The sequence below is a fragment of the Jeotgalibacillus sp. R-1-5s-1 genome (assembly GCF_004405105.1).
GTDB lineage: Bacteria > Bacillota > Bacilli > Bacillales > Jeotgalibacillaceae > Jeotgalibacillus.
On record NZ_SORW01000012.1, the window covers coordinates 337,322 to 358,414 of the forward strand.

Annotated in this window: 24 protein-coding genes; 10 read left to right on the forward strand and 14 right to left on the reverse strand. The window is 44.9% G+C overall.

Annotated elements, in window-relative coordinates; translation table 11 throughout:
• Positions 1 to 3: 3 nt before the first annotated feature.
• The 4 genes from phnE to E2491_RS06920 are packed head-to-tail and all read left to right on the forward strand — an operon-like array spanning position 4 to position 3,394.
• Positions 4 to 756: a phosphonate ABC transporter, permease protein PhnE gene (phnE, locus tag E2491_RS06905; RefSeq protein WP_134374281.1), complete on the forward strand. Its 753-nt coding sequence runs from the start codon at positions 4 to 6 to the stop codon at positions 754 to 756.
• A gap of 10 nt (positions 757 to 766) precedes the next feature.
• The gene (gene phnC / locus E2491_RS06910; RefSeq protein WP_134374283.1) at positions 767 to 1,501 is read left to right on the forward strand and encodes a phosphonate ABC transporter ATP-binding protein; all 735 of its coding nucleotides are present in this window, start codon (positions 767 to 769) and stop codon (positions 1,499 to 1,501) included.
• Positions 1,502 to 1,517: 16 nt separating this feature from the next.
• On the forward strand, positions 1,518 to 2,453 hold the full coding sequence (locus tag E2491_RS06915; RefSeq protein WP_134374285.1) for an EamA family transporter: 936 nt from the start codon (positions 1,518 to 1,520) through the stop codon (positions 2,451 to 2,453).
• A 17-nt stretch (positions 2,454 to 2,470) separates the two neighbouring features.
• A complete protein-coding gene (locus tag E2491_RS06920) occupies positions 2,471 to 3,394 on the forward strand; it encodes a PhzF family phenazine biosynthesis protein (RefSeq protein WP_134374287.1) in 924 nt (307 codons plus the stop codon).
• 27 nt (positions 3,395 to 3,421) lie between these two features.
• Here the strand turns inward: E2491_RS06920 and E2491_RS06925 are convergent, their stop codons facing one another.
• Both E2491_RS06925 and E2491_RS06930 read right to left on the reverse strand, forming a co-directional pair.
• Positions 3,422 to 4,876 (reverse strand): ATP-binding protein, encoded by a 1,455-nt coding sequence (locus tag E2491_RS06925; protein ID WP_134374289.1) that lies wholly within the window; start codon positions 4,874 to 4,876, stop codon positions 3,422 to 3,424.
• Between the two features lie 123 nt (positions 4,877 to 4,999).
• Complete coding sequence (locus E2491_RS06930) at positions 5,000 to 5,332, reverse strand: winged helix-turn-helix transcriptional regulator (protein ID WP_134374291.1); 333 nt, start codon at positions 5,330 to 5,332, stop codon at positions 5,000 to 5,002.
• Positions 5,333 to 5,453: 121 nt separating this feature from the next.
• Here E2491_RS06930 and E2491_RS06935 point away from each other — a divergent pair, with 121 nt between their 5' ends.
• Entirely contained in the window at positions 5,454 to 6,314 is an 861-nt protein-coding gene (locus tag E2491_RS06935; protein ID WP_134374293.1) for a pirin family protein, read from the forward strand.
• Positions 6,315 to 6,532: 218 nt separating this feature from the next.
• Here the strand turns inward: E2491_RS06935 and E2491_RS06940 are convergent, their stop codons facing one another.
• Both E2491_RS06940 and E2491_RS06945 read right to left on the reverse strand, forming a co-directional pair.
• Entirely contained in the window at positions 6,533 to 7,759 is a 1,227-nt protein-coding gene (locus tag E2491_RS06940; RefSeq protein WP_134374295.1) for a dicarboxylate/amino acid:cation symporter, read from the reverse strand.
• A 133-nt stretch (positions 7,760 to 7,892) separates the two neighbouring features.
• The gene (locus E2491_RS06945; protein ID WP_134374391.1) at positions 7,893 to 8,333 is read right to left on the reverse strand and encodes an 8-oxo-dGTP diphosphatase; all 441 of its coding nucleotides are present in this window, start codon (positions 8,331 to 8,333) and stop codon (positions 7,893 to 7,895) included.
• A 132-nt stretch (positions 8,334 to 8,465) separates the two neighbouring features.
• Between E2491_RS06945 and E2491_RS06950 the strand changes: the two genes are divergently transcribed.
• The 3 genes from E2491_RS06950 to E2491_RS06960 all read left to right on the forward strand — a co-directional run bounded on the left by E2491_RS06950 (position 8,466) and on the right by E2491_RS06960 (position 10,201).
• Positions 8,466 to 9,044: a hypothetical protein gene (locus E2491_RS06950; protein ID WP_134374297.1), complete on the forward strand. Its 579-nt coding sequence runs from the start codon at positions 8,466 to 8,468 to the stop codon at positions 9,042 to 9,044.
• Positions 9,045 to 9,363: 319 nt separating this feature from the next.
• On the forward strand, positions 9,364 to 9,735 hold the full coding sequence (locus E2491_RS06955) for a VOC family protein (protein WP_134374393.1): 372 nt from the start codon (positions 9,364 to 9,366) through the stop codon (positions 9,733 to 9,735).
• A gap of 13 nt (positions 9,736 to 9,748) precedes the next feature.
• Positions 9,749 to 10,201: an aminoacyl-tRNA deacylase gene (locus E2491_RS06960; protein ID WP_134374299.1), complete on the forward strand. Its 453-nt coding sequence runs from the start codon at positions 9,749 to 9,751 to the stop codon at positions 10,199 to 10,201.
• 56 nt (positions 10,202 to 10,257) lie between these two features.
• Here the strand turns inward: E2491_RS06960 and E2491_RS06965 are convergent, their stop codons facing one another.
• The 6 genes from E2491_RS06965 to modA form a co-directional block, all read right to left on the reverse strand.
• Positions 10,258 to 11,025 (reverse strand): VanZ family protein, encoded by a 768-nt coding sequence (locus tag E2491_RS06965; RefSeq protein WP_134374301.1) that lies wholly within the window; start codon positions 11,023 to 11,025, stop codon positions 10,258 to 10,260.
• Positions 11,009 to 11,347: a PadR family transcriptional regulator gene (locus E2491_RS06970; RefSeq protein ID WP_134374303.1), complete on the reverse strand. Its 339-nt coding sequence runs from the start codon at positions 11,345 to 11,347 to the stop codon at positions 11,009 to 11,011. The genes E2491_RS06965 and E2491_RS06970 overlap by 17 nt, the downstream gene beginning before the upstream one ends.
• Before the next feature lie 126 nt (positions 11,348 to 11,473).
• Positions 11,474 to 11,908, reverse strand: a complete 435-nt coding sequence (locus E2491_RS06975) for a cell wall hydrolase (protein WP_134374305.1) — start codon at positions 11,906 to 11,908, stop codon at positions 11,474 to 11,476.
• Positions 11,909 to 11,996: 88 nt separating this feature from the next.
• Positions 11,997 to 12,419: a hypothetical protein gene (locus E2491_RS06980; protein ID WP_134374307.1), complete on the reverse strand. Its 423-nt coding sequence runs from the start codon at positions 12,417 to 12,419 to the stop codon at positions 11,997 to 11,999.
• Positions 12,420 to 12,533: 114 nt separating this feature from the next.
• A complete protein-coding gene (modB, locus tag E2491_RS06985) occupies positions 12,534 to 13,190 on the reverse strand; it encodes a molybdate ABC transporter permease subunit (RefSeq protein ID WP_134374395.1) in 657 nt (218 codons plus the stop codon).
• Complete coding sequence (gene modA / locus E2491_RS06990; protein ID WP_134374309.1) at positions 13,190 to 13,933, reverse strand: molybdate ABC transporter substrate-binding protein; 744 nt, start codon at positions 13,931 to 13,933, stop codon at positions 13,190 to 13,192. The genes modB and modA overlap by 1 nt, the downstream gene beginning before the upstream one ends.
• 161 nt (positions 13,934 to 14,094) lie before the next feature.
• Here modA and rluF point away from each other — a divergent pair, with 161 nt between their 5' ends.
• On the forward strand, positions 14,095 to 14,811 hold the full coding sequence (rluF, locus tag E2491_RS06995; protein ID WP_208528044.1) for a 23S rRNA pseudouridine(2604) synthase RluF: 717 nt from the start codon (positions 14,095 to 14,097) through the stop codon (positions 14,809 to 14,811).
• 203 nt (positions 14,812 to 15,014) lie between these two features.
• On the opposite strand, the gene E2491_RS07000 is transcribed toward rluF, so the two are convergent.
• Positions 15,015 to 16,649 carry a DUF2207 domain-containing protein gene (locus E2491_RS07000; protein ID WP_134374313.1) on the reverse strand — a complete coding sequence of 545 codons (1,635 nt, stop codon included), beginning with the start codon at positions 16,647 to 16,649 and terminating at the stop codon, positions 15,015 to 15,017.
• Positions 16,650 to 16,881: 232 nt separating this feature from the next.
• Between E2491_RS07000 and E2491_RS07005 the strand changes: the two genes are divergently transcribed.
• Positions 16,882 to 17,430, forward strand: a complete 549-nt coding sequence (locus E2491_RS07005) for a DUF2179 domain-containing protein (RefSeq protein WP_134374315.1) — start codon at positions 16,882 to 16,884, stop codon at positions 17,428 to 17,430.
• 366 nt (positions 17,431 to 17,796) lie between these two features.
• On the opposite strand, the gene E2491_RS07010 is transcribed toward E2491_RS07005, so the two are convergent.
• The 3 genes from E2491_RS07010 to E2491_RS07020 all read right to left on the reverse strand — a co-directional run bounded on the left by E2491_RS07010 (position 17,797) and on the right by E2491_RS07020 (position 20,945).
• On the reverse strand, positions 17,797 to 18,699 hold the full coding sequence (locus E2491_RS07010) for an HD domain-containing phosphohydrolase (protein ID WP_134374317.1): 903 nt from the start codon (positions 18,697 to 18,699) through the stop codon (positions 17,797 to 17,799).
• Positions 18,700 to 18,799: 100 nt separating this feature from the next.
• Positions 18,800 to 19,228 (reverse strand): hypothetical protein, encoded by a 429-nt coding sequence (locus E2491_RS07015; protein ID WP_134374319.1) that lies wholly within the window; start codon positions 19,226 to 19,228, stop codon positions 18,800 to 18,802.
• 541 nt (positions 19,229 to 19,769) lie between these two features.
• Positions 19,770 to 20,945, reverse strand: a complete 1,176-nt coding sequence (locus tag E2491_RS07020) for a DUF418 domain-containing protein (RefSeq protein WP_134374321.1) — start codon at positions 20,943 to 20,945, stop codon at positions 19,770 to 19,772.
• Positions 20,946 to 21,093: the final 148 nt, after the last annotated feature.

A 21,093-nucleotide genomic window follows, 5' to 3' on the forward strand; every position in this document is an offset into this window, starting at 1 on the left:
ACCTTGTGGTTTAAAAAGAGACATATTGTATATGTAGCTGTTTTAACCGTTTTAGTGATCATCAGTATGCGTATCACGGAATTTGATTTAGCCAAATTCCGTGATTTTCGCAATATGGTCGATTTTCTAGGGCAATGGTTTCCGATGGATTTCTCCAAGCTGCCTCTCATGCTTGAGGATGCAGGCGAAACATTGGCAATGGCATTTCTCGGGAGCTTCCTTGCGCTTTTGATCTCCCTGCCCATCAGTTTTCTGGCCGCAAAAAACACAGCGCCGACAGGCTTTTTTCACATTTGGCGCGTGATCTTAAGTTTTATCCGCTCCGTTCCTGAAATTGTAATCGGTCTGATATTACTGACGATGCTTGGTCTCGGACCATTTCCGGCTGTTATAGCGATTATGATCCATAATATCGGGGTGCTTGGAAAACTGATCTCAGAATTAATTGAGGCGGCAGACCCTGGTCCTCAGGAAGCGATGCGTGCAGTCGGTGCCGGGACATGGACGGCGCATTTTTTCAGCATCCTGCCGCAGATCTGGCCCAATGTGTTATCTCAATTTTTTTACCGCTTCGAAGTGGCGATCCGTACTTCTCTTGTTCTCGGCTTTATCGGGGGCGGTGGGATTGGACAGCGATTATTCAACGATTTTAAAACCTTTCAATACAGCTCAGTCGCACTGGATGTTCTCATCATCATGGTCATGGTGATCGCCATTGATTTTCTGACGAGCTATATTCGAAATCGGGTTATTTAGGAGGCCCTGTATGATTCAGACACACCAGCTTTCAGTCCACTACCCAAATACAGAAGCCCTAGCCCTGTCTGATGTAACGCTGTCTTTTTCTAAAGGCGAGTTCGTCTGTGTGCTTGGTAAAAGCGGTGCCGGCAAATCAACCCTGATCCGCTGCCTGAATGGTCTGCAGCAGCCGACATCAGGAAAAGTGCTGGTAAACGAAAAATCACTATCTGATCTTTCAGGAGCTGAGCTCAGGGAGGTTCGCCGTTCTTCCGGTATGATTTTTCAGCACTTCAATCTGATCCCCAGACTTTCCGTGATGCAAAATGTGCTGACCGGATCTTTTGGCTACCGTTCTTCGTTAAAGAATCTGACAGGTGTTTTTTCAAAGCAGGAAATTAGTCAGGCACGTGGCATATTGAAGGAAGTCGGTTTATTAGATTTTGAGAAGCGTAAAGTGGAAAAGCTCTCCGGTGGCCAAAAGCAGCGGGTCGGTATTGCACGGGCACTCATGCAAGATCCTTCTGTTCTGCTTGGTGATGAGCCCGTCGCAAGTCTTGATCCCGGAACAGCTGATCAGATTTTCCAGCTGATCACGCGTATGCATGCTTCTCTTGGGCTTTTGACGATCATCAATGTCCATGATGTGCAGCTCGCCAGGCAGTATGCAGACAGGATTATCGCTTTAAAGGATGGACAGGTCGTTTTCGACGGGGAGCCTGATCAGTTCACGCAAAAAGAATATGACCTAACATACGCATAACAGGAGGTGATAGAGAATGAACAATGCTGATAGATGGATCGGTATCCTTTTGGTGACGCTCGGTGCTACGTTTTGGGGTGTCGGCGGAACAGTGGCTAAAAGGCTGTTTGAAACGGAGCAGATTCCGGTTGAATGGCTCGTTTCAGTGCGTCTGCTGATAGCCGGTGCGCTGCTGCTGATAATTGCCATGACAATGAAAAATAAAGCGAACGTCATCCGGATCTGGAAGGACAGGCCCGCTGTTTTTCAACTGGTGACCTTCAGTATACTCGGGATGCTCGGCGTGCAGTATACGTACATGGCATCAATTGATCTCGGAAATGCTGCAGTTGCGACACTGCTCCAGTATCTTGCCCCGGTGTTCATTCTCGCCTACCTGATTATCAGACGCATCAGCCGGTTTACAGTCCGCGATCTGATCGGCGTGCTGCTGGCATTGTCAGGTACGTATCTGCTGCTGACAAACGGCTCTATTCAGACATTATCCGTTCCGGCTGGTGCGATCATTTGGGGCGTGCTGTCCGGAGTGGCTCTTGCCTTTTACACCCTCTATGCCGGAAACCTTCTGGCTAAATGGGGGTCGCTCAACGTCATTGGCTGGGGTATGCTGATCGGCGGTGCAACGATGGCTTTGATCCATCCCCCGTGGGTGATTAATACGACAGGCTGGACCGGCGCTACACTAGTTTCACTCGGATTTGTGATTGTCTTTGGCACGATGCTTGCTTTTTGGTTTTACCTTGAAAGCCTGCGCTTTTTAAAACCGCAGGAAACGAGTCTTCTTGGCAGTGTAGAGCCGCTTGCAGCGATTGTCACTTCCGTGTTGTGGCTACAACTGACCTTCGGTTTATTTCAAATCGGAGGAGCTGCCCTAATCATACTGATGGTGATTTATTTATCTGTTGTGAAAGAAACACCTGCCACTTCCCAAACAGAACGAAAAACAGCTTAAGGAAAGGATGAAACCGGTTGAAAACATTGTCCTACTCTTTACTTGATGTCTTTACCACAACGCCATTTGGAGGTAATCAGCTCGCTGTTTTTTATGAAGAGCTGCCGCTTGGGGATGAACGGATGCAGCAAATTGCCAGAGAACTGAATTTATCAGAAACGGTGTTTGTCCAGCCTCCTTCAAACGAAGCCAATCATAAAAGACTTCGTATTTTCACTCCTCAGATGGAGCTGCCGATGGCTGGTCACCCCACGATTGGCACTGCCTTTTTGTTAGCTGATAAAGGGCTGATTGATGTAAAAGAAGGCGAAAACAGCTGGGTGCTCGAAGAAGGTGTCGGAGACATTCCCGTGACCGTCACGCAAAAAGACGGCACGATTACATCGGTTCAGATGCAGCAGCCAGTTCCTCAGTTTGGTTCAGTCTTTGATGATCGTAAGCTTGCAGCAGAACTGCTTTCCCTCTCACAGGAAGATCTCAGTGAGGATTTACCCGTTCAGACTGTGTCATCCGGTGTACCTTTTCTCTTTATTCCCGTCCGGTCACTGGACGCCATGAAAAAAATCCAGTTCCGTATGGATGTGTGGGAGCAACACTTTAGCCTAAACGATGAGACACAGCATATTTTTGCTTTTTCAACTGAAACAGAGCATGCGACCTCCCATGTTCACAGCAGAATGTTTGCCCCTGCGATGGGGATTGCAGAGGATCCGGCTACGGGAGGCGCAAGCGGTCCACTTGGTGCTTATCTCGTAAAGAACGGCCTGGTTCAGCCAGCCGGTGACCAGCATTATATGATTATCAGCGAGCAGGGGCTTGAAATGGGGCGCCCAAGCTTCATTGAAATTGAAGTCCAAACAGATGCTAAGCAGATCACTCAGGTGAAAATCGGCGGTCCTTCTATCATCGTCGGAGCCGGAGAATTGTATATCGAAGAATAGTAAAAGAGCAGGATTTCCCGCTCTTTGTTATGGCCGGTAAGGGAGCATCAGCGTAACAACGGTGCCCCCTTCCTCTCTATTCTTAATCTCAAAACGGCCAAAATGATTTTTCATAATGTTATTGCACATCAAAAGACCAAGACCATTTCCTTTTGTTTTTGTCGTGTAAAACGGGTTTCCAAGCATCCTCAAATGTTCTTCTGGAATACCAGGTCCCTCATCCTCCACATGGATAAAAATCTGATCCTCCTCCTGATAGAGGGACAGATAGATTTTACCGCCGTTACCCATTGCCTCAATTGCATTTTTCATGACATTAATCAGCACTTGCTTAATCTGATTCTCCTCACAGTCCGTCACCACAGCTGCCGTTTCCTTCCACTCAATCTCAATGGCATGCAGCAGCAATTCAGGCTGTAAAAACAGACACACCTGCTGCATCAGCTCAAACAGATTCGTTTTCTTTAACGTCAGCGGCTTCGGCTTTGCAAGTGACATCAGTTCATTCACAGTCTGATCAATCCGGTTAATCTCCTCTTTTAATAAATGAATATAGAGCTTCTTCTCCGCTTCTTTTTCATTTTCAAGCAGCAGCGACGTAAACCCCTTTAAGGTTGTCAAAGGATTTCTGATTTCATGGGCAATACCCGCCGCAAGCTCGCCGAGGGCAGAAAGCTTTTCACTTCTGATTAAAAGTCCTTCAGAATGCTTCAGCTCTGTAATGTTGTTTCCAATGGCGACATAACGGTAGCATGTTCCGGCTTCATTTTTACACGGAATAATGGTCCCGTGAATCCAGAATTCATTGCCGAATTTGTCTTTATGCTTAAGTTCGCCTCTCCATACCTCTCCATTTTTCAATGCAGAAAGGATCGATTCAATCGAAGAACGGCGGTGATGGGTGAAGTCTAGCAGACGATAAGTTGAACCTACTAACTCCTCGCGTTCAAAATATGATAATTCGCAGACCAGATCACTGACTAATTGTACTTTTCCTGCTTCATTAAACACGACAATAAAAGAAGAGTCTGCAATGGCATCTTTCACTGTGTTTAACTCCTGCAAAGTCCGGCTCAGATGACGTTGGGTGATCAGCAGTTCATCCTCTTTTAACTTCCGCTTTGTGATATCCGTCCTGAATGTAATGTAACGCTCCGGCAGACCATCCTCTCCCATGAAAGGAACGACAGTCGCGTGAACCCAATAAACAGTCTTGTCCTTCGCGACAAGCTCAAGTTCACCTTCCCAGGCTATACCTGCTGAAACCTTCTCCCACACAGACGCCCTTAACTCCTCACTCGGTGGCGTCCGTCTCAAAAAATCATGAGTCTGCCCAATGATCTCATCCTTGTGATATTTCGATATGTCACAAAAACGCTCATTCACATACACAATCCGGCAATCCCGGTCTGAAATCGACACCAGCAAATGCTGATCCAGTGCAGTCATAATTTGTATCACATCATTCATCGCTGAAATCATGGCGGTTCTCCTACAGTCGTTTTAACAAATTATAGTCTCTTTGAAAGATTTTGAAAAGTTAATTATTTTTTAGGGGACGGAGCGGGTGTTCTTTTTTGCAAAAAAGAACACCCGCTCCGTCCCCTATTTCTTCATTCGCTCCAAATGCGCGGTTCCCCACTCATGCATCGCGTGAAGAATCGGCTCGAGCGTTTTGCCGTATTCTGTCATGGAGTATTCGACTTTTGGCGGCACCTGCGGGTAAACTTCCCGGTGGATGATGTCGTTTTCTTCGAGCTCACGCAGGTGCATGGTGAGCATACGTTGTGTGATGTCAGGAATTCTTCTTCTCAGCTCGTTAAATCTCAGTGTTTCTTCAGCCATCAGGTGCTGCAGGATAATGGGCTTCCATTTGCCCACGATCATATCCAGTGCTGTGACGACCTGGCACTGGTTTGGATTTACAGGCTTTTTCATCGTATCACCCCCTTGTACGGTATCTTTTTTGATACTATACCACATTATTGTGCCTACTTATAAAGATCAGGGGTATATGAGACACTAGAAGTAGAAACCATTTAGAGGAGTTGTTGATATCATGGCAGATCGTTTCAAACGTTCGGTTAAGGATCACTGGCGTGTCCAATATAATCATTACGGCTATCCTCACGTGCAGCAGGGCTGGATTTTACCCCCTGATCGCAAGGAGGAATTTGATCCGTTCATTTTGATGGCGGATGACTGGTTTAAACGCGGTACTTTTTCGGATCACCCGCATCGTGGCTTCCAGACGATTACCTATGTGGTTGATGGACGTCTCGAACATATTGATAATCACGGGGGACACTCAGTGCTTGATGCCGGTGATGTTCAGTATATGAATGCAGGATGGGCAGCACGTCACGGCGAGGAAGCGGTCGATGATGACCTGATTCACACGTTTCAGCTCTGGCTTAACCTGCCGCATGAGCTGAGAACGACCACAACCTCTTATCAAAATGTGTATGTCGAGGACGCACCTGTCGTCACATTTGAAGGTGGCAGCGTGCGCGTCTATTCAGGCGATATCGCAGGCGTTACCGGTCCAATGAAAAGTATGGTACCAATCACCATGACTGAGATTCATTTAAAAGCAGGGGCCGAATATAAACACGTCATCCCTGAAAATCATAATGCCTTTTTATATATGATAGCTGGAGAAATCGAAGCCGGCGAAGAACGCGTTGCACTTGCCAAAACAGATGTGGCAACACTCACTTATGAAGAAGACGGAACAGAAGCAGAAAGTGAGCTCGTTATTCGTGCGAAAAGCCGTGCACGTCTCCTGCTGTACTCAGGTGTTCCGCTAAAAGAGGAATACATTGCACAAGGTCCTTTTGTGATGAGCAATATGGAAGAAATCAAGCAGGCCTACCGCGACTTCCAGGAAGGCAAATTCGGCGCACCTGCAAAGAAATAATAAAACGGGGGGACGGAGCGCCTGTGTCTTTTCAGTCTCTCTGTCCCCTTGTTCCATTTTTTTCAAAAGGGACACACCTGGCATTTTTGAACACCCGCTCCGTCCCCCGTTTTCAGATAAACTCACTCATTTAACCATCAAATGAGTGAGTTTTTGACGTAGTTTCAGGCTTCATTCCATGAAAAAACCACAGCTCTATGAACTGTGGTGAAGATGAATCAGGCAGCCTGAGTGCCTTTTTTCTTTTCTGTCTGGTCAATGATTTTTGTCCCAACGAGGTCACCCGTGATGTTTAGCATCGTTGCACCCATTCCGACGAGTGCGTCAATCGCTGTTAGCAATGCAACAGCTTCCATCGGGAGTCCGAGCTGGGCAAAGACTGTCGCGATCATGACAATTCCTGCTCCAGGCACCCCCGCGGTTCCGATCGATGCAAGTGTTCCAACGAGCACAACCATCAGCATCTCAGTCAGGCCAAGCGGTTGGCCTACAACGTTTGCTGCAAAAACAGCGGATACCGCGATACGAATCGCTGCGCCATCCATGTTAATGGTGGCACCAAGCGGCAGACTGAAGCCGTACAGGCTTTTAGAAACACCCAGGTTTTTAGCCGCATTTAGTGTAAGTGGAAGTGTTCCTGAACTGCTTTGCGTTACAAAAGCAGTCAGCATCGGTGTACGCGCCTGCGAGAAAAAAGCTTTTGGACTGATCTTAAACGCCAGCATCAGCAGAATATAAATCACGATTTGAACCGCGATCCCCACATACAATACGGCTACCACATTTCCAAGCTCAAGAAGCGTATTCAGCCCTTGGCTCCCTACTGTATTCGCCACAATCGCAAAAACACCGATCGGTACATACTGCAAAATGCCTTTCATGATCGTAAGTGTGGCTTCGTTCAGGCCATTCGCCACATTATATACCTGCTCCCCGAGCGCCCGATGCTCAGAGGATGAGCGCAGGTAAGAAATCGCGATTCCGAACACAATCGCTGTAAAAATAATGCCCAATAGATTGTACTCTGAAAAAGCTGTCACGATATTAGAGGGCACAATATTTAAAAGAACGCTAATCACGCCAGGGTTTTCAGGTGCTTCAAATGTTTCATTTGGTAAAGAGAGCCCTGTTCCAGGCGAGAAAATCGTCGCAACGGTCAGACCGACGATGATCGCAAACGCAGAAGTCGCCGTGTAATATAGAAACGTTTTCCCGCCCATACGTCCAAGTGAGCTGAGCTGCGTCTGGTTTACTCCTACAATTAATGTAAATAAAATTAATGGCAAAATCAGAAAGTTTAACAGGTTTAACAGAAGATCCCCAAGCGGTGTTAATACCGAAGCACCTTCACCGAAAACAAGTCCAGTCAACACACCAAGCACGAGCGCAACTGTGATTTTCAAAATGAGCGAGGTCTTAAGATAACCTTGCCACAACCTCTTCATGCCAATCCCTCCTTTTTCAGTTCTGTATAAAAATCACTTTTCTCTAAAGTAATTTATTCAGATTCATTTGGTCGGGATTAACCGTATAACAGAACTGTTCGGAAGTCAAAAGAGTTGCTCCTCAGAAAAAACTTTATAATTCGCGGATGCGGACCTCGCGTTCACCGTCCTTGATGCCATCCCACTCCACATGAATTTCAAAGGTGCCGTCCTGAAAGAAGTACGGGATCCGGCGGCGCACTGAATCCTGCATAGGAATCGCATGGAGCTCCTTTTTATCCACCCATACAAGTTCACCCTCCGGCGGTTGCGCCAGCAGCTCCCCTTCAAAATCATCCGTCAAATAATGAAAAATCATGTAACGATCCTGTTTGTGCGGATTCACATATTCATATAATCCTTTATAAATCAGGCTGTTGATCGCAAGGCCGGTTTCCTCTTTGACTTCCCGAATCGCACTATCCGAAAAGCTCTCCGGGAAATCAACCTTGCCACCCGGTGGAATAAACCCTCTAAAATCACCGTGCTGACGGTCAATCATTAGCACCTTATCATCCTTTTCAATCATACACATCGTCCAAAACTTAATATTCACAGCTGCTCCTCCTAAAGATGTCCTCTATCTATTATTCTTCCAAAAAGAAGGAAAACCTTCCTGGGAGGAGAATATATAGAATAATGACATGAAAGATCGTGAGGAAAAATAATGAAAAAAATTCTTGTCCCTCTATCTTTTATTACGATCATAGCGCTCAGTTTTTTTCTTTTTGCCTTATTTGATCTGGAAATCGGAAAGTTTGACCACTTCGAGGAAGCGATTGAGAAAGGGATTCCTTATACGGTAAATGATGTTGTTCATGTCGAACAGCACAATGACGTCAGCATTGTCATGTATACCACTACTGCTGACCCATCAGTATTTCCCAATATTGATACTGATGTAACAGGAATCGCCTATTTCACAGGTAATGACGACGAGGGGTGGGAAAGTGTTGGGTCAAACGGGTGGACTCACTACAATAACGACGCGATGACTGTCTATATTGAGCCATTTCGACTGCGTGATGACGCGGGGGATATGCTGGAAAATTTTTATGTTTCATATGGTGAAATCCATGACGCCAATATCACGGCTGTTCAGACAAAATCCCATGATGACTCTACCTTTAGAGAGGCAAAAATCATAGAAAAAAACGGTCTCCGCTATTATATACAAACTGGTGAGGATAAAATCGTACAAGGCGTAAACTCAACAGGGGAAGTAATCAGCAGGCAAGGCGGATGATAAATATGGACAGGGGCGAGTTGACATGCTGAATCAAATCATAATGATCCAAACGATTGACGGTCGACTATTACTGGCAAAAATGATCCGTCAATCCGGAGACGTATGGAAAATTAATGTCCTGAAAGAAAATGAGCGCCTCACGGATGCAGTGATTCATATTTCAGAAAAAGAAATGAAAAGAGTGTGTTTATACCCTTCCGACATACAAAAAGGAATGGAATCAACACTCAGATACAAACCTGCAGTTGAGGTCACTGGACTCCCCTCAACTGTCCAGTTTGGAAAAACAATAATTAAGGAATCGAGACATGTAAACATGATACAAAATATTGGACAAATCGGCATACCCGTAAAAGATATTGAAAGAGCAGTCGATTTTTATAAGAACAAACTAAATTTGAACCTGCTTTTCCAAACAGATTCAATGGCGTTTTTTGAAACCGGCGGCATTCGGCTGATGCTGACATTGCCGGAAAACGAAACGTTTGACCATCCCGGATCAGTCGTTTACTTTAATGTAAATGATATTCATGAAGCGAGCAGCACTCATCAGAAGCGAGGTATCACTTTTATCAGTGACCCCCATCTGATCGCTAAAATGGGCACAACAGAAACCTGGATGTCCTTTTTTCATGATACGGAAGGAAATACGCATGCTTTGATGAGTGAAGTCGAACAAAGTCAGTAAGGGAGGAGATTATATGTCAGCATTACTGGCATTTATCAAAGAAAATCAATCCAGTGCTGAACTTCTTCAACTCAAGGAATCCACCCACTCCGTTGAAGAAGCCGCACAAGCTGTTCAAGCCAGCACTGAACAGCTTGTGAAAAATATTTGTATGATCAGTGAGGACGACGAACTGATTGTCGCCATTGTCAAAGGAGAAGATCGCGCAAGCACAAGCAGAGTAAGCAAAGCCTTAAACATTCCACGCCCACGCCTCGCAAACGAACACGAAATCATCGATAAATCCGGATTCCCGGCTGGCGGCGTGCCATCCTTTGGCTTTGAAGCAACCTTTCTGATTGACCCTAAAGTCATGGAAACTCCTGTCGTCTATACAGGAGGCGGCACAGCGCAGTCGCTTATTAAAATACCTTCTGAAGAACTGCTGCGTTTAAGCGGGGGACAGGTTGTCAGAGTGAGAAGATAATAACAGGGGGACGGAGCGGGTGTGCCTTTTTTGCACACCCGCTCCGTCCCCTTGTGTTATACATCCGACACCCTTTGCTTCTTCTCTCTTACAACAACTACCTCTGACACTTTTAACAGCACCTTGACTAATAGATACCCAACCAGCGTACCTGCTCCATTCAATATCACATCATCAATATCAAACTGACCGGTCATGGTAAAAAACTGTGTCAGTTCGATCAGTAGTGACAATCCCGTACCAATCAAAAGCATTTTCCACCAGTTACGGCATTTCTTAAAAAGAATTGGCAAAAATAATCCGAGCGGAAGAAAGATTAAGATATTACCAAGGGTATTATGTAAAATAATATTTGGATTAAAATACTCTGAACCGCTAAGATACATCGTAATATTGCGAAACGGCGTCAGATTCATATTATGCTGCCAGACCTCAGCGCTCCAAAAAGATTCACCATTTTCCGGCACACTGAAATAGTATCTTGCTGTTTCTCCATAGGCAATCTTTTCAATCATTCGAATCACGAGCAAATTCGCTAAGACAATAAAACTGTATAAAGTAAAGGCGCCCCACATCAACAATCGAAATGGTTTATAAAAAGGCGACATCACACTTTGAAGACCATCCCTCAGTTCTTTTTCATAGCCGAAGGTGTGAATTGCCTTTTCAGCAGCTTCTTCCTCAGAACAACCTTCCTCTAAAAAATCTTCCTTCAATAAAAGCAAATGTCCGAGCATCTCCTCACTAATGTCTTCCTTCTCCTCCAATGAACAATTTAGCTCATCAGTTATCTCCCACACATATTCCTCAAGCCTCTGATCCACGCAACTCACCCCTTACCTGTTTGATCAAATTTGTTACCTTATCCCATTCCCCGTGCTTCCGCTCTAGCTCCTCCTGCCCCTTCAGCGTGATTCTGTAATACTTCCTGCGGGGACCTGAGTCCACTTCATGCCAATAAGATTCCATCCATCCTTTTTTCTCAAGCCGTTTCAAAGCCGGATACAGCGTTCCCTCACCCATTTTATAAAGGTCCTCGCTGCTCTCTTTAAGCGACTTCACCATTTCATAGCCATACATATCCTGCCTGCTCACCAGCGATAAAAGCAAAATATCAATGCTGCCCTTCATGATTTCCTTATCCATTTATACACCACCTGTTCCATTATTTATCTTTTTTAAATCGTAACACTATGTACATCGTATTACAAGGTAAATTAAATAACAGGGGGACGGAGTGCCTGTTCAAAAAAGAAACAGGCGCTCCGTCCCCTAATACACACTGTCACACGTGCCACCGATCGGCTCATAAAAACAGTGATTTTTAAACTGCCCTGTAAATGGCTGGTTATACCAGGTTGCAGGGCATGGTCCATACGGGTTAAAGTACCAGAGCGCAAATCTTGCAGGATGGTCGGTCCAGTAGTCCAGCGCTTTTTTCGCAAGCTGCTTTTCCTTTTCCCTCGCACGGTGATAAAAAAGGTTTCCCTTTTGAACCGCTTCGAAGGAGTAATTGTTACCTTGTATTTGGAAAATGACATCATGCACATTCCGGACATCCCTGAAATCGAGACAATCCACCCTTACGCGATTGACAATCACATTTCCCACGTACAGCATCCCCTGTGGCCCTTCACCCTCTGCCTCCGCCCTCATCATCCTTGCCATCAAGTCAACATCAGAATCTTTATATTGAATTCTAGGCATCGTGTCACCCCTCTATATCTTATGAGAGGCGGAGAAAATGGTGACTGAGGGGCAGAGCTCACAAAAAGGAACACCAGCTCCGTCCCCCCTATTCTTCAAAAAGAATGGCCTTCTTTAACCAAGCCGCATCTTCTTGGCTGATCCACCTGTATTTATCATCAAATCCAAGCCAGGCACCATCTCCTTCGAACCAGACTGAAGTGGTCGTGAGAGATACATGGTGCTGTGGATTGCGCACAGTAATCATAACATCACGCTCTCCAAGATTAGAAGGTGCTTCCCGTACTTCACTAAACATCATAATTTGTTGGAGGTTATCAACCGTATTCAAATCCTCACGATCCGTAAATGAATGCTTGATGACCATCTCATCTTTTCTTTCCTCATGAGAATAACCAACCAGCACCTCACGGACAGGTTTATCGTACATCGTTTTTGCCACTGCAAAGCCTCCGGTAAAAACCAGCCCAACTGCTGCCACGATGCTTAACACGAAATAAAATCGTTTCATTTTTATCACCGATCCCTTCTCTTACGTATAGGATTCGGCTTTAAAATGGAAATTCCTTCTTATCCAAATAACAAAGGGACAGAGCTTACAAAAAGGAACACCCGCTCCGTCCCCCTAAACCCGTGCTCTGTAAACCAGCATCAGCATCAAAAACGAAATCCCGATCATACTGGCTACCCACATCCAGGCGAGCTGCATGTTGCCGGAATCCATGGCGACGTAGATGGCGAGTGGGGCTGTCTGGGTGACGCCGGGGATGTTGCCGGCAAACATGAGTGTAGCGCCGAATTCTCCGAGTGCGCGGGCAAAGCTCAGGATGCCGCCTGAGATAATCGCCTTGATTGCGAGTGGTGTAGAGACTGATAGAAAGACGCGGAATTCACCTGCTCCATCCACTCTGGCGGCATCTTCAATATCGTCATCAATTGACTCAAAACCCGTTTTAGCGGACTGATACATTAAAGGAAAAGCAACGACGATCGCTGCAATGACAGCCGCCCACCAGGTGAAAATGACCGGCTGATTAAAGAGCCATTCAATCGCCTGTCCCGCCCAGCCATTTCGCCCAAACCAGACGATCAGCAAAAATCCGACGACGGTTGGCGGCAGAACGAGCGGTAATAGAAAAATCGTTTCAACTAATGCCTTTCCTCTGAAGGAACGCCCAGCCATCCATCTGCCGGCCAAAATACCGGTGATGATGACTACCATACTTGCAACAACAGCCACCTCTAAAGATAAGCGCAGCGGCTCCCAGAATTGTGCTGTCATCATGGCGTCAGCCCTTTAAATCCGTATTTCTCAAAGACTGCGAGTGCTTCTTCACTCTTCAAATAGTTATAAAACAACTCGGCTGCCTCTGACTCCTTTACAATCCCGAGCGGATAGACAATTGGTCCATGAAGACCAGCATCCAACTCCTGCACTACCGTTACATCCTCCGAGCTCATCGCATCTGTCTGATACACGATCCCGGCATCCACATTTCCCGTTTCTACATATGTAAGTACTTGTCGCACATCTTTTGCGTATACCACTTTTTCCTCAACCATTTCCCATAAGCCCACCGCTTCCAATGCCTCTTTTGCATATTGCCCGGCCGGAACTGATTCTGGCGTCCCTATTGAAATGCGCTCCGTTTCCGGTATGTCCTCTAATACGTTAACACCCTGCTCATCAGGCGTGATCAGCACTAAAGAGTTCCCAAGAAGGTCTACCTCAGAAGAAACCAGCCCCTCTTCCGCTAAACGGTCAAACGGTTCCTCAGCTGCTGAGAAAAACAGATCAACCGGAGCCCCCTGAGAAATTTGCTGACTTAAAGATCCCGAGCTGCCAATATTAAATTGAATCCTAATATCCGGATTATCATTTTCAAAATCTGATTGAATCTCTTCCAGTGCATTCTGCAGACTCGCAGCCGCTGATATGGTCAGCTCTGTTTGCGCTGAATCTGACTGCTTCGATTGCGAACAGCCGGCAAGCAGGAAAGCACCTATTATCCACCATTTTTTCATCCGTCAAATCCTCTCAAACAGTCTGTTCATTTCATTATATCGAACTCCCATTTAAAAAGAATCCCTTTATTCGCGCCCGTATGTTGCCGTATGATAAAAGAAAAGTTAAGATGAGGGAATGGATTTCTACCGCTGTTTTTGTGAAATAAACTGTACAGGAAGTGATCAGCTTGCGTATTAATAAATTTATCAGTGAATCAGGAAAGGCATCACGCCGCGCTGCGGACCGCCTTGTGGAAGAAGGAAAAGTGAAGATCAACGGCAAAACCGCCAAAATTGGCGCCCAGGTGGAGCCAGGCGACGAAGTCATGGTCAACGGTCAAACGATCCGCCTTGCCCGCAACAATGTCTACATCGCGCTGAACAAGCCGGTGGGCATCACCTGCACGTCTGAAAAAGGAGTGAAAGGAAACATTATTGACCTTGTGAACCATCCACTGCGCATTTCACATGTTGGCCGTCTTGATAAAGAGTCTGAAGGTCTGATTCTTCTTACGAATGACGGGGATATCATCAATGAGATTCTCCGTCCGGAAAACGAGCACGAAAAAGAATACGTCGTCTCAGTGGACAAACCGATTACACCGGAATTTGTGAAGCAGATGTCTGAAGGCGTCAAGATTTTAGGCACAAAAACAAAGCCTTGTAAGGTTGTTGAACTCTCCAAATTTGAGTTTCAAATCACCCTTACACAAGGCCTTAACCGACAGATCCGCCGCATGTGTGAAGCGCTCGGCTATGAAGTATACCGCCTGCAGCGCACGCGCATCATGAATATTCATCTGAATAATCTGCCAGTCGGCCAATGGCGTGACCTCTCTAAAAAAGAACGCACGCAGCTGTTCAGAGAGCTGGATTATGAACCAAGGGAATGGTAAGACTTCACTTTTAGGCGGGTGTGGTTCGCAGAATTCCTGCCGTCTTTCACAGAATTAGTGCCCTCTTTCGCAAAATAAAGTCTGAGGTTCGTGGAATCCCAGCCCACGTTCGAAAGGTTTCACCATCGTTTCACTAAATCGTGACATTTCACCCACAATAAACTTATACAGAAAAGCCTTTGTCCGCGGACAAAGGCTTTTTATTATCGTCGATCCGTACTATCCACCGTCTCATAAGCTGTTTTCACTGTTGGCATAATCGCCTGATACTGTCTGTGATAGGTCATCAAGTTGTTGACACTGTCAATCGCATCCTGCTGATGGTTCGCTTCGTACAGCAGATGATCGTTTTTACGCATCATCTTTTTATCCTCCATGCCTAGCCCAAACAGCATGACGCGAAGCTTTTCTTCTTCATCCCACTGATCCCATTTCTGCGTCTCAAGCTTCGGATAATCCCGGTCTATGGCTTCCCACTTTTGCTTAACCGCTGCCCCTTTTAACGTTAATGGTCTGTAAAAATACGCATAACCGATCGCTACAAGCGTCAATGCGAATGACAGAAGGAAATGCCACGGCAGACCGTTAGCCGGGAACAAAATGAGGAACGGCAGCATAGCAAGACTCGTCAGGGCAATACCGGCACGATGCATTAAGGCTTCTTTGAATAAACCGCCTTCCTGATGCACTTCATTCTTAATCATTTCTTTCCACACGTTGTCGTCATAGCGAAACAGATTATGCTGGTCCTCGTAAAGGGTGTAAAGGGATAAATCCGTCATCTTAAAGTCCGTACCGGATCCCATCTTTTTAAATAGCCAGTCCACCAGCTTCTGCTCATGCTTTTTTAATCCTGATTCATCAACGAGCCTGAAGTGTCCGTCTTCAACTTCCTTTACGTTTCCTTTTCGGATCAGTTCAAGCAGTGCAATCCCCATCGTTTCATCAGGAAACTCATGTCTCGTCAGTCGTTTATTCATAAAGTAAAGCAATGCCGGCATCGTCACCTCAGGCTGCGTTCCCTGTTGCTCCATCTCTTTACGAACCTTTCGGGCATTGCGACCACTTTTCCAAATACGCCAGATTAAAAAGACACCATACAGCAGCACGATAGGAAGACCGATCATACCAAACAGACGGCTGTTTTCCTCCTGTGCCACAATCTCTTCTTCAATACCGCGAAGTGCCTCAATCAGCTCAGGCCGCAGCTCTCCATTCCCCGGATCCGCCGGCTGACCAAATGTTTCGGCATCCCACGCTACCCGGATGTCACCAGAACGGTTAGACGGAACCCTGCCGTAATAAAACTCCACAGCTCCGCCATCCATCACAGATTCTTTCCCGTACGCTTCATCGTAACCGAAAGCGATACCCTCTTCCGCCGGTTCAAACGGCCAGACCTGAATCGTTAAATCTTCAAAATCTGTCGGGTTGGACGCATCGAAAAAGCCCCAGTGAAACTGCGCCAGATCCTCATAAAAATCAACCCCATCTACGATCGTATAGATGATCTGAATCGTGAGAATCTCATCCTGACCGCTGCGCTGAATCGCATACGTATCGCCATCCTTCACCACATTCAGCTCATAGCCATTTTCAGCAGCGCGTACATTTTCAATCGTTTTCCCGTCTCTCACAGGCAACGTCCGCGTAATCTCACTAAATGAACCCTCAAATTCATATGTATGCGTTTCTCTTACTTCCACATTTCCATTTTCAGCCGCATACGCCTCAATCAGCGACTCCTCGATCCACACAGTAGCTGCCTTTGTCGGCAAAGGTTGTATGAAAAAAGTGCCAATAATGATTAACATCATGATTTTGGATAATCTATTCATCTATCACACCCACTTTCTTATGTAAGAATACGGCAAAACAGGGCACTTGTTTCACTAGAGCACTCATTCTTGTAAAAATAAGTTAAAGGTACTATTTGTCAGAAGCTCATTTAGGTCAATATTTCTATCTTCCCTACACATTTTCGTACGAATTTTAATCAAATCCCCCTTGCTGTTTTAAACCTGCGCCTGTTAAACTAGACAGAACGTTTTGGGAAGAGGTGGCAGGTATATGCTTCAAGCACTCATCATCTTTGTCGCACAGCTGATCTTTGTTCCGGTTTTAACATTAAGAACCATTATGATGGTTAAAGGTATGAAGGAAAAAGCAGCAGCCATGGGAATGTTGGAAGGTTTTATTTATGTCATTGCCCTTGGTATTGTATTTAGTGATCTATCAAACTATTTAAATATGGCAGCCTACGCGCTGGGCTTCGGAATCGGGGTATACCTCGGGCAAATACTCGAACAGCGTCTGGCGATTGGTTTCGTTTCGATTGAAGTCAATATAATGAGCAAAAATGAGGACTTAATTAAGAATTTGAGAGACGAAGGGTTCAGCGTTTCAACTTCGGAGGTTGAAGGGATGAATCAGGCACGCCGCTACAGGCTCGACTGTACCGCACGCCGGGATCGCGAGCGTGAGTTTATCGACATTGTCAGTCAGTACGAGCCGAGTGCTTTTATCGTGTCTTACGAGCCGCGAAACTTCAAAGGTGGTTACATCACAAAAGCCATGCGGAGAAACCGGAAGAAAGCAAACCAGGTACAAAAAGGTTAACAGCAGACCGGTCACCCCTTTATTGTTAGAAGGGGGACCGGTTTTTTAATTTGTAAAATTCCTGCCAGACAGGACTTTTCTCACTGAACGGACGAACTTGCCTTCGGAGCTTACAAAGCATTTGCTAAACTCACAAACCCTGGCTGCAACCTAACGAAAGTTGTGGCTAACATCACAAATCCACCCGTTAACCTCATATCCACAAATTAAAAAGAGGCCTGGACAAATGTCCAGGCCTCTTCCTCTAAATTTGCGGCGTTAAGGCACGCTCCACAACGTGTTCCTCCGAAAAGGATCCTTATCCGACTTATGCAAACGAGCTCATCGCATGAATAATACTTTAAGGGAATAAGTGCAACGTGTCAATCAAATTCGTCCTTCATCCTTTAAAATTTCAACAAACGTATCGACAATAATAGGATCGTAGTGACTTCCTGATAGCTTGACAAGTTCATCCACTGCCGTCTGCGCACTTAGTGCTTTGCGGTAGGCACGGTCCTCTGTCATGGCATCGAACGTGTCACTTACCGCAATAATCCGTGCTTCAAGTACAATGTCATCACCGGATAATCCATAGGGATAACCGGAGCCGTTCAGGCGTTCATGGTGCTGTAAAATGATCGTTGAAATGCCCTCAAAGTACAGACTCTTCACCATCTCCGCTCCATCAATCGGATGACGCATAATCAGGGCAAACTCTTCTTCTGTTAAACGACCGGGTTTCAGCAGTACTTCCTCAGGAATATTAATTTTCCCGACATCGTGAAGCACAGAGGAAATATATAAGTTTTCCAGCTGTTCTTTAGGAAGCTTCAATTTTCTCGCGATCTTTACGGAATACATAGCGACACGGTTGTTATGCTGAAATGTATAACGGTCTTTTTTCTCAACCATTTCAACCATATTTTTTAACGTTTGAAATTCAGCGCTCAGCTCGTGAAAGGTTGGTTCTGTAATAACCCAAAGCATTGTCACATCTGTTCTGGCTCTGAAATGAACCGGCTCTTCCAGATCACTCGAGATAAAATAATCATTCGGATCAAGAATCACAGTCTCTCCGTAAACCTCTCCAGTAATCTCTCCGGAAAGCAGATAATAAAATTCCATGACGTTCGAGTGTTCAGAGGGATACACATAAAATAAGCTGCCCTGTGCGATATGCTGCACCATGATTTCTGTTCCGTCACCACGGGCTAAAAGGTTAATATCAAAACTGTCCGAAATAAACTGTTCTATATATTCATCCTTTTTCTTTATCACAAATGACATATGTATCACCTCCAGTTTAGATAGCAAAAAGAGCGGAATCACTATTCATCCACTCTTTTCTCTTATAAAAATTTTCTATTGCATCATCACTACTGCTTTATTAGTAGCAGCAAGGAACAACACGAATTGGATCAATCCAGACATCGCGGTCTCCGAAGCGGACCAGAATCCATTCACACTCGGCTACAACACCGAGTTCGGCTGCTTTTTCAATAGCAGCAGCTGTCATTTCAAGCGTCTTGTTATATACTTTATCGACAACTTTATCTAACTTTTTATTATATTTTTCCGTTAAGTCGGCGTATTCTTTGCTGTTTGTATCAAGCCCCTCAACAGAAGCGAGATAATCAGCATACAGCTTGTCTGATTTCTCAACGGCTTTTTCAACTTCATCAGCAATCTCCGCGTTTGTTTTGTCAATCATCTCATAAGCCTTTGCCGTATCTGACGATGAGTCTGCAGCAAATGCCCCCGTACCAAGTCCAAAAAACAAAACAGCACTGAATAAAATCGCAATATATTTTTTCATGTATGTTTTCCTCCTCATTCGCATATATATTCATTTCCATTGGCTAATTCCGCAATCACCTGATATGCTTCCGGGAGGCAAAAGTATGTTTAAAATACGATATATTTAAGTCTTTCCCTCTATAAATAGGGATTTTTTTATTCGTTTATATGAATATCGTATTAATTTTATTATACTAACAGCTCCGGGCAAAAGCCAGAAGAATATACAGGAGTAAAGACACATTTTCAGCTACTTCTTGTGTACCCTATTGTTGGATCTCTAATCTTCATAAAAAATGAGAGCCAAGTTCTTTTTTGAACTTTTGTTCTATATAAAGAACGTTTTGCGCATGGTTGACTGACAGAATCTGATGTTTCAATCATCCTCACAGATTCTCACTCCTTTCTTACGACCAATTCCGATCATAATAGCCAGAAAAGATCATTTTTTTCTCCCTTAGTAGAGAATAACATGTTCTTAATAAAGAATAAAGTCTTTTTTCCAAAAAAAAGAACATCCCTGCATTTTTAACAATGCTGTGATGCTCTCAATCTTATATTTACTGGGCTTTTTTCCAAACTTCCGGCGGTAATTTTCTTTCACGGAATAATGACCAATAGGTGAACATTCGAATGGCTTTTTCAAATGGACCTTGCTTAAAGATTGACATCATCCACAAACTGACCACCCACTGGAAGGCCATGATCGCAACCGCCAGTAGAATGCCAATAAATACACCAAGCTGCGTAAAATAGCCAAAGCCGAAGCCATAAAAAATGATGACACAGATGACAGATTGCATCAGATAATTTGTTAATGATAATCGCCCGATTGCAGCAAACCCTCTAACAAACAATGATTCATTCTGATACATAAACCAGCTGAAGAATGCTATGTAACCGAATGCCAACAGAGGACCTCCCAGCATGTAGGCAGACCCGCTGATCCCCAGATCTGTTGCAAAATAAGCAAATCCCTTCAACAAAAGGCCGGCAGGTATTAGCCAGATAGCCGCCTTCTTAAATGTATTCCTGTGAAAATGCAACTTACTAAATACATTTATTTTTGCTGCAGCCATTCCATATAAAAACATTGGCAGTATCATAAACGGAGCAAACAAAAGGATAAAGAAAAACGCTCCTGACTCAATAACAAAAGGATCTTCTGTTGTCCGGTGGTGCATGATCTCTGCATACGTACCGTTTTGATAAATATCATTTGTGTCTGCTACATATTCAGAAAGCCTGGCTTTTTCCTCAGGGGTAACGGCGAACTCCTGTCCACCAAAGGAAAGAGCGGACGTTAAAACGAGTAAAACTGTCGCCCAGATCAGTAGTGTTTTCACCTTTCTTCTAACGAAAAAGAGAAGAACAAAGCCCGTCGCTCCATACATAAAAAGGATGTCTCCTTCCCAGACGAACTGGGAATGGATGATACCGAGAACAATGAGGAAAATCATCCGTCTGATCAAGTGGCGCTTTCGATTCAAACCCTTCTCTCTTAAGCTCTCTACCATTTTAATGATGCCATAGCCAAACAAAAAAGCAAAAATCGGCATAAAGCTCGTTTCGACAAATATTTTCAGGAAAGCCAGTGCCCCTTTATCAATCCAGGATGTTGGCTCCAGTTCGTCCTTGCCAAACGCTCCATATTGAAAAATCAGCATGTTCGCCAGTAAAATCCCGAATAAACTTAATCCCCTTAATGCATCTATAACCGTGATTCTATTTGTCATCCATATTTCCCCCTTATTCGTTCTTTTATTTACGCTTCATAAAGTGGAAAGGATTCAAAAAATTGGTTAAGATCATTTAGGTATTTTGATTACCTCATCCGTCCATTTAACCATCCAAATTCGAACCCCTTCTTTTCTCATCGTATAA